The 13,566-nt window shown below is 38.6% G+C and carries 15 protein-coding genes; 9 read left to right on the forward strand and 6 right to left on the reverse strand.

The features are described from left to right. Nucleotides 1–57 precede the first annotated feature (57 nt). Nucleotides 58–1,422 carry an FAD-binding oxidoreductase gene (locus tag LG336_RS12450; protein ID WP_404332823.1) on the forward strand — a complete coding sequence of 455 codons (1,365 nt, stop codon included), beginning with the start codon at nt 58–60 and terminating at the stop codon, nt 1,420–1,422. Nucleotides 1,423–1,539: 117 nt separating this feature from the next. On the opposite strand, the gene LG336_RS12455 is transcribed toward LG336_RS12450, so the two are convergent. Next, complete coding sequence (locus LG336_RS12455) at nt 1,540–1,797, reverse strand: hypothetical protein (protein ID WP_404332824.1); 258 nt, start codon at nt 1,795–1,797, stop codon at nt 1,540–1,542. Between the two features lie 219 nt (nt 1,798–2,016). On the opposite strand from LG336_RS12455, the gene msrA reads away from it, so the two are divergent. The 5 genes from msrA to LG336_RS12480 all read left to right on the forward strand — a co-directional run bounded on the left by msrA (nt 2,017) and on the right by LG336_RS12480 (nt 5,504). Beyond that, the gene (gene msrA / locus LG336_RS12460; RefSeq protein WP_404332825.1) at nt 2,017–2,973 is read left to right on the forward strand and encodes a peptide-methionine (S)-S-oxide reductase MsrA; all 957 of its coding nucleotides are present in this window, start codon (nt 2,017–2,019) and stop codon (nt 2,971–2,973) included. Between the two features lie 183 nt (nt 2,974–3,156). After that, nucleotides 3,157–3,420 carry a hypothetical protein gene (locus tag LG336_RS12465; RefSeq protein WP_404332826.1) on the forward strand — a complete coding sequence of 88 codons (264 nt, stop codon included), beginning with the start codon at nt 3,157–3,159 and terminating at the stop codon, nt 3,418–3,420. A gap of 139 nt (nt 3,421–3,559) precedes the next feature. Next, nucleotides 3,560–3,991, forward strand: a complete 432-nt coding sequence (locus LG336_RS12470) for an SRPBCC domain-containing protein (protein ID WP_404332827.1) — start codon at nt 3,560–3,562, stop codon at nt 3,989–3,991. Then, nucleotides 3,992–4,348, forward strand: coding sequence for an ArsR/SmtB family transcription factor (locus LG336_RS12475; RefSeq protein ID WP_404332828.1), 357 nt, complete (start codon nt 3,992–3,994; stop codon nt 4,346–4,348). A gap of 151 nt (nt 4,349–4,499) precedes the next feature. After that, entirely contained in the window at nt 4,500–5,504 is a 1,005-nt protein-coding gene (locus LG336_RS12480; protein ID WP_404332829.1) for a DUF3231 family protein, read from the forward strand. 117 nt (nt 5,505–5,621) lie between these two features. On the opposite strand, the gene LG336_RS12485 is transcribed toward LG336_RS12480, so the two are convergent. The 3 genes from LG336_RS12485 to LG336_RS12495 all read right to left on the reverse strand — a co-directional run bounded on the left by LG336_RS12485 (nt 5,622) and on the right by LG336_RS12495 (nt 8,212). After that, a complete protein-coding gene (locus LG336_RS12485; RefSeq protein ID WP_404332830.1) occupies nt 5,622–6,989 on the reverse strand; it encodes an MATE family efflux transporter in 1,368 nt (455 codons plus the stop codon). 376 nt (nt 6,990–7,365) lie between these two features. Further along, nucleotides 7,366–7,761, reverse strand: coding sequence for a GNAT family N-acetyltransferase (locus LG336_RS12490; RefSeq protein WP_404332831.1), 396 nt, complete (start codon nt 7,759–7,761; stop codon nt 7,366–7,368). A 265-nt stretch (nt 7,762–8,026) separates the two neighbouring features. Continuing rightward, nucleotides 8,027–8,212: a hypothetical protein gene (locus tag LG336_RS12495; protein ID WP_404332832.1), complete on the reverse strand. Its 186-nt coding sequence runs from the start codon at nt 8,210–8,212 to the stop codon at nt 8,027–8,029. Between the two features lie 298 nt (nt 8,213–8,510). Between LG336_RS12495 and LG336_RS12500 the strand changes: the two genes are divergently transcribed. After that, complete coding sequence (locus LG336_RS12500; RefSeq protein WP_404332833.1) at nt 8,511–8,903, forward strand: hypothetical protein; 393 nt, start codon at nt 8,511–8,513, stop codon at nt 8,901–8,903. 123 nt (nt 8,904–9,026) lie between these two features. Beyond that, on the forward strand, nt 9,027–10,037 hold the full coding sequence (locus LG336_RS12505; RefSeq protein ID WP_404332834.1) for a DUF3231 family protein: 1,011 nt from the start codon (nt 9,027–9,029) through the stop codon (nt 10,035–10,037). Between the two features lie 358 nt (nt 10,038–10,395). Here the strand turns inward: LG336_RS12505 and LG336_RS12510 are convergent, their stop codons facing one another. Both LG336_RS12510 and LG336_RS12515 read right to left on the reverse strand, forming a co-directional pair. Further along, on the reverse strand, nt 10,396–11,532 hold the full coding sequence (locus LG336_RS12510; protein ID WP_404332835.1) for a S1C family serine protease: 1,137 nt from the start codon (nt 11,530–11,532) through the stop codon (nt 10,396–10,398). 16 nt (nt 11,533–11,548) lie between these two features. Further along, on the reverse strand, nt 11,549–12,769 hold the full coding sequence (locus LG336_RS12515; protein ID WP_404332836.1) for a zinc-ribbon domain-containing protein: 1,221 nt from the start codon (nt 12,767–12,769) through the stop codon (nt 11,549–11,551). Nucleotides 12,770–13,071: 302 nt separating this feature from the next. On the opposite strand from LG336_RS12515, the gene LG336_RS12520 reads away from it, so the two are divergent. Next, on the forward strand, nt 13,072–13,530 hold the full coding sequence (locus LG336_RS12520) for a hypothetical protein (RefSeq protein ID WP_404332837.1): 459 nt from the start codon (nt 13,072–13,074) through the stop codon (nt 13,528–13,530). The last annotated feature ends 36 nt before the right edge of the window (nt 13,531–13,566 follow it).

A 13,566-nucleotide genomic window follows, 5' to 3' on the forward strand; every position in this document is an offset into this window, starting at 1 on the left:
AATGACCGTGGAAAGATGGGCTAGGAAACCTATTTAATAGATTCGGAGGTTGCCTTCATGACATTGATGTATGATCAATTATTAAACATCATCCAAGATGCGGACAGAATCTCTCGTAATGAAACTATTCTGGAGCAGCATAGCAAAGGAATGACCTACCATACTCCGCAAGTACCGGAACTAGTGGTGTATCCAAAATCGAAAGAGGAAGCAAGCCAAATTCTTACTTATGCAAATGAAAGGGAAATTCCAGTCACTCCATTTGGTGTGGGAAGCAGTCTAGAGGGGCACATCATCCCTGCTCTAGGTGGGATTACAGTCAATCTGTCGCTAATGAATAAGGTATTGGAAATTCGCCCAGAAGACTTTTTGGTGAAAGTTCAACCGGGTGTAACAAGAAGTCAGTTAAATAAGGAATTAAAAAAATATGGGCTATTCTTTCCGGTGGACCCTGGTGCCGATGCAACGATTGGTGGAATGGTTTCGACTAATGCGAGTGGCACAAATAGCGTAAAATATGGAACAATGAAGGATCAAGTATTAGGACTTGAAGCTGTTTTGGCCGATGGTCGTGTCGTGAGGACCGGTGGAATGGCGGTGAAATCATCTGCTGGATATAACTTGACTAGTTTGTTTGTCGGGTCTGAGGGGACATTAGGAATTTTTACGGAGATCACGTTACGCTTGCAAGGCATCCCTGAAGTAACATTGGCCGGCAGAGCCCTCTTTTCTTCCATTGATGAGACGGGTAGTGCTGCAGCCGCTATGTTGAAATCGGGCTTAGACTTAGGGAAGATTGAGTTAGTCGACCAAGCAACAATTCAGGCAGTAAATGCTTATAAAAACACGGATTATCAAGAGGTGCCAACCTTATTTATTGAAATAAGTGGCAGTGAGCATACAGTTAAAAAGGATATGGAGCTTGCTCAAGAAATAGCTATAGAGGAAGGCTGTCAATTGTTTGAATTCGAAAGTGACTCTTTAGCAAGAGCGAAACTTTGGGAGGCAAGACACCATGTGGCATTCGCCATTCAGGCGGCTAATCCTGGGAAAGGATTGTTATCAACTGATGTCTGTGTCCCGATTTCTGAACTTCCTAATGCCATCAAGGAAACAAGGAAATTGATTGAATTACACGGAGTGAAAGCTGCGATCTTCGGTCATGTTGGGGATGGGAATTATCATGCGGTGCTTTCGATTGATGCAGAGAATCCGGAACATGTAAAAAAGATTGAAGAAATTAACCAGCAGATTGTCGCCTATGCCTTAGAAAAAGGTGGGACTTGTACAGGAGAGCACGGAATCGGAAAGGGAAAAAAACAGTTTTTACGGTTAGAGCATGGTGGGACTGTTGACTTAATGAAAGAAATTAAGATGACATTGGATCCGAAGGGGATTTTGAATCCTGGAAAAATCTTTTGAGTACGGTTCTTGTTCCTATAAATATGGAATGGAGGGACCTTTCAATAGAGGAGGGCTCACACTGCAGACATACTCGATCAATCGAGCGTGCCTGCAGTCTTTTTTAATTTTTTCTTGTCAATCGATACTGTTGATTTCTCTTTCGCATTCAAGGTCAACATCATTAGCAAAAATGATTCCATCAATTTTATCACATTCTATCGAAATTATATTGTCATTTTCAGAGAAATAAACAAGTTGTTCATTATCTTCGTAATGAAGAAAAAATGATACATAGATCTCTGTTCCATTTGTAAGAATGGATTTTACGGGGTAGTTTGAAGAAAGTGATTTAAATAAACTAATAAAAACACGTTTTTCCTCTATAGTCTCCACTGAGTAACCCTCCTCCGTTTTTTTTATTAATATATGTGTTTAGGCAAATGACGTGATTTTTCTTTATAGAGGAAACTGTTTTATCCTCCTCATTACTTGCAGAATAGTTGCGAGAACAGGTGGAAAGGTGTAGCCTTTATAATTAATAGCATCTTCATGGTGTAATCCATCTGTTTTATTTTAAAATAAAAGTGACTTTATTATAAGGAGTGGGCGTTTATGTCTGAACATTTAGAGAAGGCGACATTTGCCGGGGGCTGTTTCTGGTGCATGGTCCAGCCGTTTGACGAACAGCCAGGGATTAAAGAAATCGTTTCAGGTTATACAGGGGGACATAAGGAAAACCCTACATACGAGGAGGTATGTTCCGATACAACAGGTCATTATGAAGCTGTTCAAATCACGTTTGATCCTGAAGTGTTTCCTTATAAAAAATTGCTAGAACTGTTCTGGCAGCAGATTGATCCAACTGATGAAGGTGGCCAATTTAATGATCGTGGACTTTCGTATCGGACAGCGATTTTTTACCACAATGAAACACAAAAAGAAATGGCAGAAGAATCTAAAGTCCAAGTAGCGTCAAGCGCGCGTTTCAGAAAACCAATTGTCACAGAGATTTTACCTGCGTCTACTTTTTATCGTGCAGAGGAAAAGCATCAAGATTATTATAAAAAGAATTCATTTCATTACAACCTGTACAAAGAAGGATCTGGGAGAGCGCGGTTTATCCGTGAGAATTGGAAAAAAACAAAAGGCGATGAGGAGCTGCGCAAGGAGTTGACCCCGATTCAATATGAGGTGACTCGAAATAATGCGACAGAACCTCCTTTCCGCAACGAATTTTGGAATCATACAGAAGAAGGAATTTATGTGGATATTATTTCAGGAGAGCCTCTGTTTAGTTCCAAGGATAAATATGATGCGGGTTGTGGCTGGCCGAGCTTTACTAAACCAATTCGTCGATCCGAAATTGACGAAAAGTTAGATACCTCACATGGAATGAGAAGAATAGAAGTTAGGGGGAAATCAGGAGATACCCACCTTGGTCATGTTTTCGATGATGGCCCCGGACCTGATGGGGCGAGGTACTGCATTAACTCTGCTGCCTTGAGATTTGTCCCGGTGGATAAATTAGAAGAAGAAGGGTACGGAGAATTTCTAGCGTTGTTTAGATAAGCTGACTTACTCCACTGGCAAGCCCACTTGGTTTTACGGGCAAAATCTATAACTAAGGTGAGAAGTACTATCCAAAAAGTGGATGTACTTCTTTTTTTATACATTAGAAACTTGTCACTTTAGTGATGAGAGGTTCATGAAGGGGAGAAATAAGGAAATACTGTATTCAGAGGTGATGAAGGAATGCAATCTATAGTAGGTGAGATTTTATCAGGTGAGTTTGATGACGCTGATAATATGTTTACACTTCAAACAATAAAAAGCTTCCAAACGGAAACAACCTTGAAGAAAAATCAGTTAGAAAGTTTGTATGGGTATTTAATAAAACATCAAGATGAAGATGGTCAAATAATCTCGCTTTTTGACCAAATGCTAATCAGGTTGTCCCAAGAGGAAGTAAAAACATTGTTAGCTGATTTAGAGAGTATTTCAAGGATGTATCATTAATATTGAATGCTTATCAAACACCAGAATGCATAACATTAATGTATTGACGTGATACCTAAAGGTGTTATATAGTAGGCTTTGTGATATGAAACCTATAGGTGTCATATTTGCAATAAAATATACATAAAGGAGTATTCTAATGGAAGATAGAAATCAAACTACAGTACCAGATATTAAGCAAACTATTATCATAAAAGCGCCAATTCAAAAGGTTTGGGAAGTGGTTTCAACTTCAAAAGGAATTGAAGCTTGGTTTATGCCCAATAATTTTGAGCCAAAGGTTGGATATGAATTTGAGATTCAATCACCCTTTGGTCCATCCCCATGCAAGGTATTGGAAATTGATGAACCGAATCACCTTTCGTTTTCTTGGGATACAGATGGCTGGGTTGTCTCGTTTATTTTAAAAGAGCTGGATAATAAGACTGAATTTACGCTTATACATGGTGGCTGGAAGCATCCTGATGAAATCATAGGAAAAGCTAATGAGACAAGTACTGTGATTCGTGATCGTATGGCACATGGTTGGGTAGGTATTGTCGAGAATCTTAAGAAGGTTGTTGAGGTGTAAGTGACGGCGGCGAAGCATGATGTTTTTCAGGCAATTGCGGACCCTACCCGTAGAGAGGTACTTAGGATACTTGCAAATGAAGAAATGCCTATTTCAAAAATAACCTCTTATTTTCCAATTAGCCGCACAGCAATTGTGAAGCATCTCCATATTCTTGCTGAAGCAGATTTAGTTCGGTCAACAAAACAAGGCAGGGAAAAACTATTTAGGCTACAACCAGATTCTCTTAAAGAAGTGAGAGAATGGCTTTCTTATTATGAAAAGTTTTGGAATAATAAACTGTCTGTGCTAAAACACCTTGTTGAAGAGGGAGAGATACAAGGTTTGTCTCTTATTGATACAAATAAAAAGAAATGAAAAAGTGCATCACTGTAAGACCGACAGAGTACTCTGTCGGTCTTTTTTGACGATAATAATTAGTCAAAGGCAAAGGAGCCACCGTATATTGAATAGTTAGGGAAGGGCGGGAAACGCTATAAGTAAAAAAATAATCTGAAGGAGTACTGTTATGGAAAAAAACAGCATCCGGTTAACTGCTACGGAGCTAGCTAGCCTTTGGACTCAGTTTATGTTTGATACGATGTCGATTGGCTTTATAAAATACGCCCTGGAACATATGGAAGATAACGATATCATTGAGGTTTATAGAGACGCCCTACAATATTCAGAATCTCATGTTGTGAAAATTAAGGAATTTTTTAAAGGTGAGGAGTATCCATTGCCTAAGGCATTTACCGAAGAAGATGTAAATGTCGAGGGTCCGAGATTGTTTCAAGATCCTTTCTACTTGAATTATATGTATATCATGTCCATACAAGGAATAACAGGTTATGCACTATCAGTTGGAACATCAATTCGTTCGGACCTTCGAAAATATTACATAGATTGTAATAATGAAGTCATGACTCTGTTTAATAAAACGATTGAAGTAATGCTTAGCAAAGGTCTTTATTCTCGTCCCCCTGTTCTCTCGCCCCCAAAATCAATTGATTTTGTTCAACAACAAAGCTTTTTAACAGGATGGTTTGGAGAACGACGACCATTAACAGCCATGGAAATTGGGGATATTACTTTTAACATGAACAAAATGCATTTGCATGTGGCGTTGAAGGTCGGCTTTAGCCAAGTAGCTGCCTCAGAGAAAGTGCGCAAATATATTCAAAGAGGAACTCAAATTTCTACTAAACATATAGGGGCATTTGATGCAATTTTTCGGGAAGAGAAGTTAAATTCGCCAATATCCTGGTCATCTTATGTTACAGACTCGAAAACTTCGCCATTTTCAGATAAGTTTATGATGTATCAAGTGCAATTATCTTCACAAATTGCCGTTGCCTTCTATGGTACAGCTTTGAGTGTAACATCAAGGAGAGATTTAGCACTTCAATACGTGATGTTTACTACAGAACTTGCAAAATATGCAGAGGATGGCGCAAATTTAATGATTGAAAACGGCTGGTTAGAGGAGCCACCTTTAGCACCTGACCGGAGAACCCTTACAAAAGGAGAATAGTGGTAGATGCTTTACTCTCCTATAGGGTAAGGCATTTTTTTCATTTGGTACTTGTTGGGGAATATTTAAAAAGGTGATGAGAGTACCCCATCACCTCTGAAAAATTATGTTGAAACTTTATACGATTCCTGATTGCTCCTTGACAATTCTACGCTGAACAAATCGTAGTCGAATTAAGAAACCAATGGCTGCGAAGGTAAGACCTAAAGAGATTCCAACCCAAAACCCAATCGGGCCTAGCTTTGTAAAGGCGGCAAGGAAATATCCAGATGGGATACCAATAATCCAGTAAGCAATAAACGTAATTAGGAAGGGAAGTCTCACATCTTTATAACCGCGCAATACTCCTTGCAGGCCAGCCTGGGCAGCATCAGAAAGCTGATAAATAATAGCAATCAAGAAGATTTGGCTAGCAAGCAGAACGACTTCACGATCCTGAGTATAAAGATAGGCAATCGGTTCTCTAAGATAATAGAGGAACACAGCTCCGACTGCTAAGAAAGCAATCCCACCCAAAACGCCCAAATAGGCATACTGTTTTGCTGTCTGGAACTTTTTTCCGCCAACTGAAAAACCAACGACAATGGTTAGTGCCATAGAGATACTAAGAGGAATCATGAACATCAAGGAAGTAAAGCTAAGAACAATTTGATTGGCCGCTATAGTTATCGTCGAGAACATTGTACCTATTAGCAATGTTACTACAGCAAAGATGCTTGCTTCGAAGAAAATCGATAGCCCAATCGGAATACCTATTGAAAGCTGTTCCTTCCAAGCCGTCCAAGAGGGCTTTACCCATTTTACAAAGAGAAGATAATTTCGTACAGTTTCCAATTTAAAAGTCATGACGATACTAAAAATAAGGATAATCCAGTATGTTAACGCAGTTGCATAACCAGCACCAACTCCACCTAGAGCTGGCAATCCAAAGTTCCCAAAAATAAATCCATAGTTTAGTAGAATATTAAAGGGAACAGCCAAGACAGTTATAAACATTGTAATTTGCGTATAACCTTGGCCGTCGAAAAAGTTCCTAAGGACGTTCGATAAAAATAGTGGGACAACCCCTATGGACAACCCGATCAAATAATGGAAGGCAATTCGATGAACTTCTGGATCCAAATTCATTAAAGTTAAGATTGGATCTAGCGCAAAAAAACCAGCAACAACGACCATAAAAGAAAGGATGATAGCTAAATAAAAAGCCTGTGTGACAGAGTAGTGTATTTTATCTTGTTGTTTATTCCCTATAAAATGGGCGACTATGGGGGTAACAGCTAGCAATATGCCATTTATCCCTGTAAACACTGGCATCCACAAGCTTGACCCCATTGCGACACCAGCTAGGTCATCTGTTCCAACACGACCAGACATCATCGTATCGACTAAATTCATCGCATATAAACTTATCTGCGTAACCATGATTGGCCAGAGTATGGAGACAAATAAGCTCAGTTTTTCCTTAGTTGTATTTGCATGATACATAAATGCCACCCCTAATATATCTAAAAATAATCTTTTTATTGTACGTAGTTTGATAAAAACAACTTGGCAACATCGGTAGCCAGGGTTATAGCCGGATTTATAAAAAAAGTATCAACAAGCAATTCTATCAAATGAGTTTCCTTCCATCAAGTTTAAGTAAAGCAGGGGGAGTTGTTGTCGTAAAGATGTAGAGTGTGGAGGGGAATAGGAGGCATCACTTACAGAACTGTAGAAAAACAAATAAGATATTGGCAGTGTATTTTAAAGAGGTATTGGATTATTTAGCATTTGTACAAGCTAAAAGGCAGTGAAGTTTTGACTTCAACTGCCTCAATTAAAAAATTTGAAAACGACCTTCTACGGATATAAGGGGAAATTAATAAACAGAAAGAGGGTGTTCTTTTTTATTTTCGTCTTCTAGAGATTGTTCCGTATCAAATTTTTCAACGAACGCTTCTGTTGTTTCAGTTGCTGTCAACTTCTTGTTTGGATAGAGTTCTAACAATTCCTTAATCATTAGTTTACCAAATCCTTTATCACGGTGGGACGGATTAACGGATAGATGTTGCAATTGAATTTCTAGGTCATCAATCTTCACACCAATCACACCAATCATTCCTTCTTCTTCTTTCCAGAGATACAGCTGACGGTTTGGTTCGGTTACATATTCATTTATCGTTTGTAAAAGCTTTTGCAGATCCTTTTCATCCGGATTAAATGATAAAAGCCCCATGGCGATTTTTTCGTGATTTTTATTATAACGAATCAACATCGATTTACCCCTCCCAGTAGCCCTTATCATACAGGGCGATTGAAACCTAACTGTTCGTAATAAAATATCGAACTTTCTCTCTACAGCAAATCCACACCGATACTTACATTATGACAGAAAATATAATGTATGTGCACCCATTTTGTTACAAACTTTATTCCAGTAAATGTAACTTTAGATAAAGAACTGTAATAAATTGGATTTTTCAAAGCGTTTGTGGCAAAACAAAAGGAAGGTGAAGGTTCACCTCCCATAATAATGAAGATTAAGAGCGTTGTATTTGAGATGAGGAGAAGTTCTTAATCATAACCTGTAAATTTCTTTGCCCCTCTCTTAATCTAATGGTTTCTTCAATGATTTTTTGGAAACCTTCCAATTCACGATCAGATGCGTTTAACAAGGATTTTGGTATGCCTTCGACGATCTGTTGTAGGGTTAAATCCATTGCCATGATTATAACCACCTTTCGATTTTTCGTTAGACATAACTTTCTCTTAGTTATTATTTTTTAACGAAGTAGGTTTTTCCTGCATACACAGTAAAAAACTTCTCAACAATTCTCCTCATTTTAAGGTAAATGTGGAGAAATTCTGGCTTTATCCACCAAATAACGACGGTATTCTGGGTAAATTCCTAATTATAGAAGAAAATAGAGAGTATAACTCCTAGGTGACATACCTTTATGAAGGTCTATTGTTATTAAGGATTTAAATGCTGTGTTCTACTCAAAATGAAAAGAAAGGGATTTGATGATGGATAAAAAGATTGTAGCAATAATGATGGCTCTCTTTTGTAGTTTTACCCTAAGTTGGGGAAATGCAAGTGCTTATGAACCCGAGAAGGAAGAATTAGAACATGTAGCCATGATTTTACTGCATCAGAAAATTGTTGATGCGATGAAAGAGCATTATGGGGGATTTACTCAATTCCAAGATTTAGAGATTGTTAAAATTGTCTCGAGGAACTTACCAGCTGATTTAAAGGATGATTCTGCATTTAAATCTCCTGGAACCGTCTATGATCTTATTGTCCAACTCCAAGCAATTATAGGGGAAGGAAAGAAAGAAAAGGTCACCATTGTACTTAGCAATGAATTTGCCAGTAGTGGGTTTGATGTTGTTTCTTTTGAAGTAGACAAATGAGTTATTAAGGAATGGGGGTCCTTTGAGGAAGGTGATGTAACCACTCCCTGAATAATTTCTGGTAATTTCTTTAAACTATTACCGATGTAATTTTTTGATGAAAATTTTGTTGGGGGGCCTTATATGGAGGAGATTAGCCATAAAGTTCGATTAACTTCTGCAGAGATTGCGAATTTATGGTCACAGTATGTAAACGACAGTATGTCATTGTGTGTGTTGAAATATTATTTAAAAACTGTTGAGGATAAAGATATAAAGGCTATCTTAGAATATGCAAAGAGCTTATCCGAGACTCATCTTAAGCAGATAGAGGATTTCTTGAAAAATGAACATTATCCTGTTCCGAAAGGCTTTACTAATGAAGATGTAAACTTGGAGGCTCCCAAATTATTTTCAGATATCTTTATTCTTGTTTATATGCAGATTATGACCATACACGGTTTAACTGGTTATGCTGGAGCTGTTAGCACCTCAATAAGAGAAGATCAGGTCAACTATTTTATAAAATGTAACACAGAAGCAATGGAATTATATAGAAGAATTCTTCATGTTATGGTTCATAAGGGGATAGTTAGTAGACCACCTAACCTGACTGCACCAGAGACCATCGATTTTGTCAAAAAGCAAAGCTTTTTGACGGGGTGGTTTGGTGACCGCAGACCTTTAAATGCAGTTGAATTTAGTGGGTTATTCTTTAATATGAAAAAAAATGTTGTGAAAATTGTTTTGGAAATTGGTTTTAGTCAGGTTGCTCAATCACAGGAGCTTCGCGAATATTTCCAAAGAGGAGAAAAACTTTGTAATAAGCACTATGATATTTTTAGCACGATTTTAGATGAGAGCAATTTGCCTGCACCTCCAAAATACGATGCAGAAATTTCAAGCTCGACTGTATCGCCTTTTTCTGACAAGCTTTTGTTATTCCATATTGTCGCGCTAATTTCAACGGCATCAGGTTATTATGGAGCGGCTTTTTCCTTATCGCAAAGGCGTGATTTGGCAACAAAATATGCCATCCTGATAGCTGAAATAACGAAATACGCTGAAGATGGGGTAAATATCATGATTGATAAAGGCTGGATGGAGCAGCCTCCTACATTCGTTGACAGAAAAGAGCTGGCGTCAGAAAAATAACTTAATAAATTGAATACAAAAAAGGAAGCACGCTAGGTGCTTCCTTTTTCATACATCAATGAGTTTAGAGACATTACTTAAAACATTCCCATTTTACACTAAAGCTGGCACCCTGATCAAACCTAGAACTTTGGAGAAAAAGTTTCTAATTGTGAATGATCCTCTTAATACCCTAAAAAATAGGGTCGGCAACAAGCGGAAAAGAATATTCAAAGTAAATCCCCCCACATTGAGTTTAGTGTTTAATTGAAAACACTAAGGCTATTTTGTCCCAAAGACTAAGGGATTATTAATCATAGACAACCGGAGGGTAACATAACAGGATGGTATTTGTATCCTATTCCGGGAGATAATAACCTTACTTTATTTCTTCTCCTTTTCCACTGAGAAGTTTTAATTGGTCGTTTTCATAGCCTAATTCATAAGTTACTTTATATCTTGCGGTTTTATTAGCTCCGTTATTTCTTTCATCGGCAACGATTGTGGCAACGGCTGTTACGGCCTCTTCCTCATTTGAGAGGATAATTTCCTCTACATAGACTGAAGTTGTATCAAGGTAGCCTTTACGGAAATCTGTGTAATTTGTTTTTGACTGCCAGGAACTTCCAAGCAGGGAATAGGCTGTAACATAGTCACCGAAATTAAGTGATTCATAAAAATAATTTACGACATACTGTGCATATTCCTCAATTGATCCACCGCCATCAAATAACGGTTGCTCACTTTGAAAAGACACATTGGGTAGTGAGGTCATCGGTGTTTCTGACCAACCTTCTATAAGTGGAAGAACATCCGTAATGGGAATGCTAAATCCAATCGTTCCTTGGTTGGACGCAGCCGAGTTAATGCCTAATACTTCACCTGTTTTTCTGTCAACAAGTGGACCGCCACTATTTCCAGGTGCTATCGGCGCGGAGATTTGATAAACATCCTCGTATTTAAAGTTGTCTATATTCAAATCTCGCTCAAGGCCACTGATAATTCCGGTTGTTACAGTATTTTGGAATCCTAATGGACTACCTAATGCTAATACCTCATCACCAATCTCCGCTGTTCGTGTCCGGGCAATTTTAAGAGGGGCTACCTCTTTTAAACCTTCTACACGGACTACCGCAATGTCCGTGTCATTGCTTATTCCAATAACCTCACCGGTGAACTCTTTTGAATCAGTGGTATTGACCTTAACTTCTTTCGCATTAGCCACTACATGAGCATTCGTAACAATATCGCCTTTATCGTTATAGAGAAAACCGGAGCCTAGTGAACCGTCCTCTAATTCAATTTTTACAACAAGCTTTTGAGTTTCATGAATGACTTCCTTTAAATCTTTTAGCTCTACCTGTGGTTCGGAAACATCTTCATCTGTAGCTTTTATTAGGTTTGAGCTTGCAGTCAACTGCATCGGTATGTTTTCCTTCATATATAAAAAATAGTAAGTACCGCCTCCTAGAATAAGGAAGGTCAGAACCCCGCTAATGATCCATTTATTTTTCATGAATTCTTAACCTCCTTTAATTGAGGTACCAAGTAATGTTATCAATTTCTACCGAAATATTTTGGTTAACTCCATAATAAGTATCTTCAAATGACCCAACAGCACTTGGGGCCAATTCGTATGGATATACGGAGGCATCGGCCGTATCTATAGCCACATCATTTTCGTCGAATATCGTATAGTAAACCGTAACCCCTGTAATGCCTTTTGTAGCCACATTTTTCACAGAGCCAGTTAAATAAAGATCGCCATATTCATCAACCTCAACTGAAAAGTCAGATACCTCTACTGCAGCGGTTCGATTCTTTAAGTCTTCTTGGGCCGCTGCCTCCATTGCTTGTTCAATTCTTTGCTGTTCTGCTAATTCAAATGCTGCTTTTTCTTGGCTAACACGTTCTTTCAAAGATAATAATTTTTCATTATTAATTGCGTATTGAAGTCCTTTATCGATAATTTTAACTGCGTCAGAGAATTGCTTATTGGCTAATTCAGCTTCAGCCTCATCAATGCTAAATTGGACGATTTTATTAATGATTTCTTCTTTAACTGCGCTAGCTTCTTTTTTAGGCATAGAAGCGAGAATGGAAAGCTTACTCGCTAATTGATCAACGGAATTTAAATTAGCAAGCTCTTGTTTAACTGTACCGACGGTAATGCCGATGTTTCTTTCGTCAAGTTGTTGGTAAAAGGGTGTAAATAACGGTCCGTGCTGACGATTCAACTTATCTTTCAAACTCGCTAGTTCTTTTGAAGCTTGGCTGAATTGAGTTTTTTTTATTTGCTCACTGATTAAGCTAAGTGTCTGCTCATATTGAATTGCCTCATTAATAGCGTTTAAATCTGTTTCAAGTACTGAGTAGTTTGGACGCTTAGTCTGCGCCTTTAGTAAATATTCTTTTGCTTTTTGATAGTTTCCTGAAAGAGCAGCTTCATCAGCTGAGTTTTTCAAATCAACAACTTCTTCATTTATTCTTGTACCCTGGAAGTAATAGGTAGTGAGGATAACGGAAACTATTATGAGGCTAAAAAACGGAAGAAGAACCGGTAAATAGTGCATAAGTGGGTTCCGTCTTTCTTCATATTCTACCTCTATTCCAGCAGCCGTTTCATCTGTTAAAAGTGTATCAACATTGTTTGAATCCTGTGTTTTTTTCGGTTGATTCTGCACCTTTGCACCACATTGTGAGCAAAAATGGGAGTTCTCAGCTAGCTGCTCCCCACATTGGTGGCAATACATTCCGAATTCCCCCTTGAAGCTTTCTATTAAATCATTTTATCATAGATTCTACACAGTAACCCCCGAGAATAATTACCTATAAAAAGCGGTCCCGATATACTATAAAGTTTTCGGAGGTTATCTAAAAAGATAAGTATAATCGTATAATGCTAACTTTGCTAGTACATTCTTAAGAAATCCTTTGTTAGTCGTATTTGATTAAAAGTGAGCTGAAACCGGGCGTATGTCCATTACAAATTCGTTTTTGGGGGAATACGATGTTAACGTATTCTAAAAAAATAAATGAATGAAGTATGGAGGGAATGCTCACCATATACGGACAACAACCATTTTACATGATAGATCAACGAACTTCTGGAATAGGACCATTGACTGCAGGATTAATTGGAGCTGGACTAGGATACCTTGGTGGTGAAATATTAGATGGACCAGATCGCCCAGGCTTCGGTGGAGGATACGGTCCAGGCTTTGGCGGCGGTTATGGAGTACCAGGATATGGCCCAGGCTTCGGTGGTGGTTATGGAGCACCAGGATATGGCTCAGGCTTTGGCGGCGGTTATGGAGCACCGGGATATGGCCCAGGCTTTGGTGGAGGTTTTGGGACACCGGGATATGGCCCAGGCTTCGGTGGAGGTTTTGGGACACCAGGATATGGCTCAGGCTTTGGCGGCGGTTATGGAGCACCGGGATATGGCCCAGGCTTCGGTGGAGGCTTTGGGACACCGGGATATGGCTCAGGTGGTTTTGGTTTCGGTAGATAAGTCCAATAAAAGACGATTCATTTTTTGAAAATAAAT

The organism is Mesobacillus maritimus, from assembly GCF_044803185.1.
Taxonomy (GTDB): Bacteria; Bacillota; Bacilli; order Bacillales; family Cytobacillaceae; genus Mesobacillus_B; species Mesobacillus_B maritimus_B.

Coding starts and splice junctions, on each gene's coding strand:
- LG336_RS12480 (WP_404332829.1), top strand. CDS start 4,500: ATGGAAAAAAACAGCATCCGGTTAACTGCTACGGAGCTAGCTAGCCTT.
- LG336_RS12515 (WP_404332836.1), bottom strand. CDS start 12,769: ATGTATTGCCACCAATGTGGGGAGCAGCTAGCTGAGAACTCCCATTTT.
- LG336_RS12510 (WP_404332835.1), bottom strand. CDS start 11,532: ATGAAAAATAAATGGATCATTAGCGGGGTTCTGACCTTCCTTATTCTA.
- msrA (WP_404332825.1), top strand. CDS start 2,017: ATGTCTGAACATTTAGAGAAGGCGACATTTGCCGGGGGCTGTTTCTGG.
- LG336_RS12485 (WP_404332830.1), bottom strand. CDS start 6,989: ATGTATCATGCAAATACAACTAAGGAAAAACTGAGCTTATTTGTCTCC.
- LG336_RS12500 (WP_404332833.1), top strand. CDS start 8,511: ATGATGGATAAAAAGATTGTAGCAATAATGATGGCTCTCTTTTGTAGT.
- LG336_RS12490 (WP_404332831.1), bottom strand. CDS start 7,761: ATGTTGATTCGTTATAATAAAAATCACGAAAAAATCGCCATGGGGCTT.
- LG336_RS12450 (WP_404332823.1), top strand. CDS start 58: ATGACATTGATGTATGATCAATTATTAAACATCATCCAAGATGCGGAC.
- LG336_RS12505 (WP_404332834.1), top strand. CDS start 9,027: ATGGAGGAGATTAGCCATAAAGTTCGATTAACTTCTGCAGAGATTGCG.
- LG336_RS12465 (WP_404332826.1), top strand. CDS start 3,157: ATGCAATCTATAGTAGGTGAGATTTTATCAGGTGAGTTTGATGACGCT.
- LG336_RS12495 (WP_404332832.1), bottom strand. CDS start 8,212: ATGGCAATGGATTTAACCCTACAACAGATCGTCGAAGGCATACCAAAA.
- LG336_RS12470 (WP_404332827.1), top strand. CDS start 3,560: ATGGAAGATAGAAATCAAACTACAGTACCAGATATTAAGCAAACTATT.
- LG336_RS12520 (WP_404332837.1), top strand. CDS start 13,072: ATGCTCACCATATACGGACAACAACCATTTTACATGATAGATCAACGA.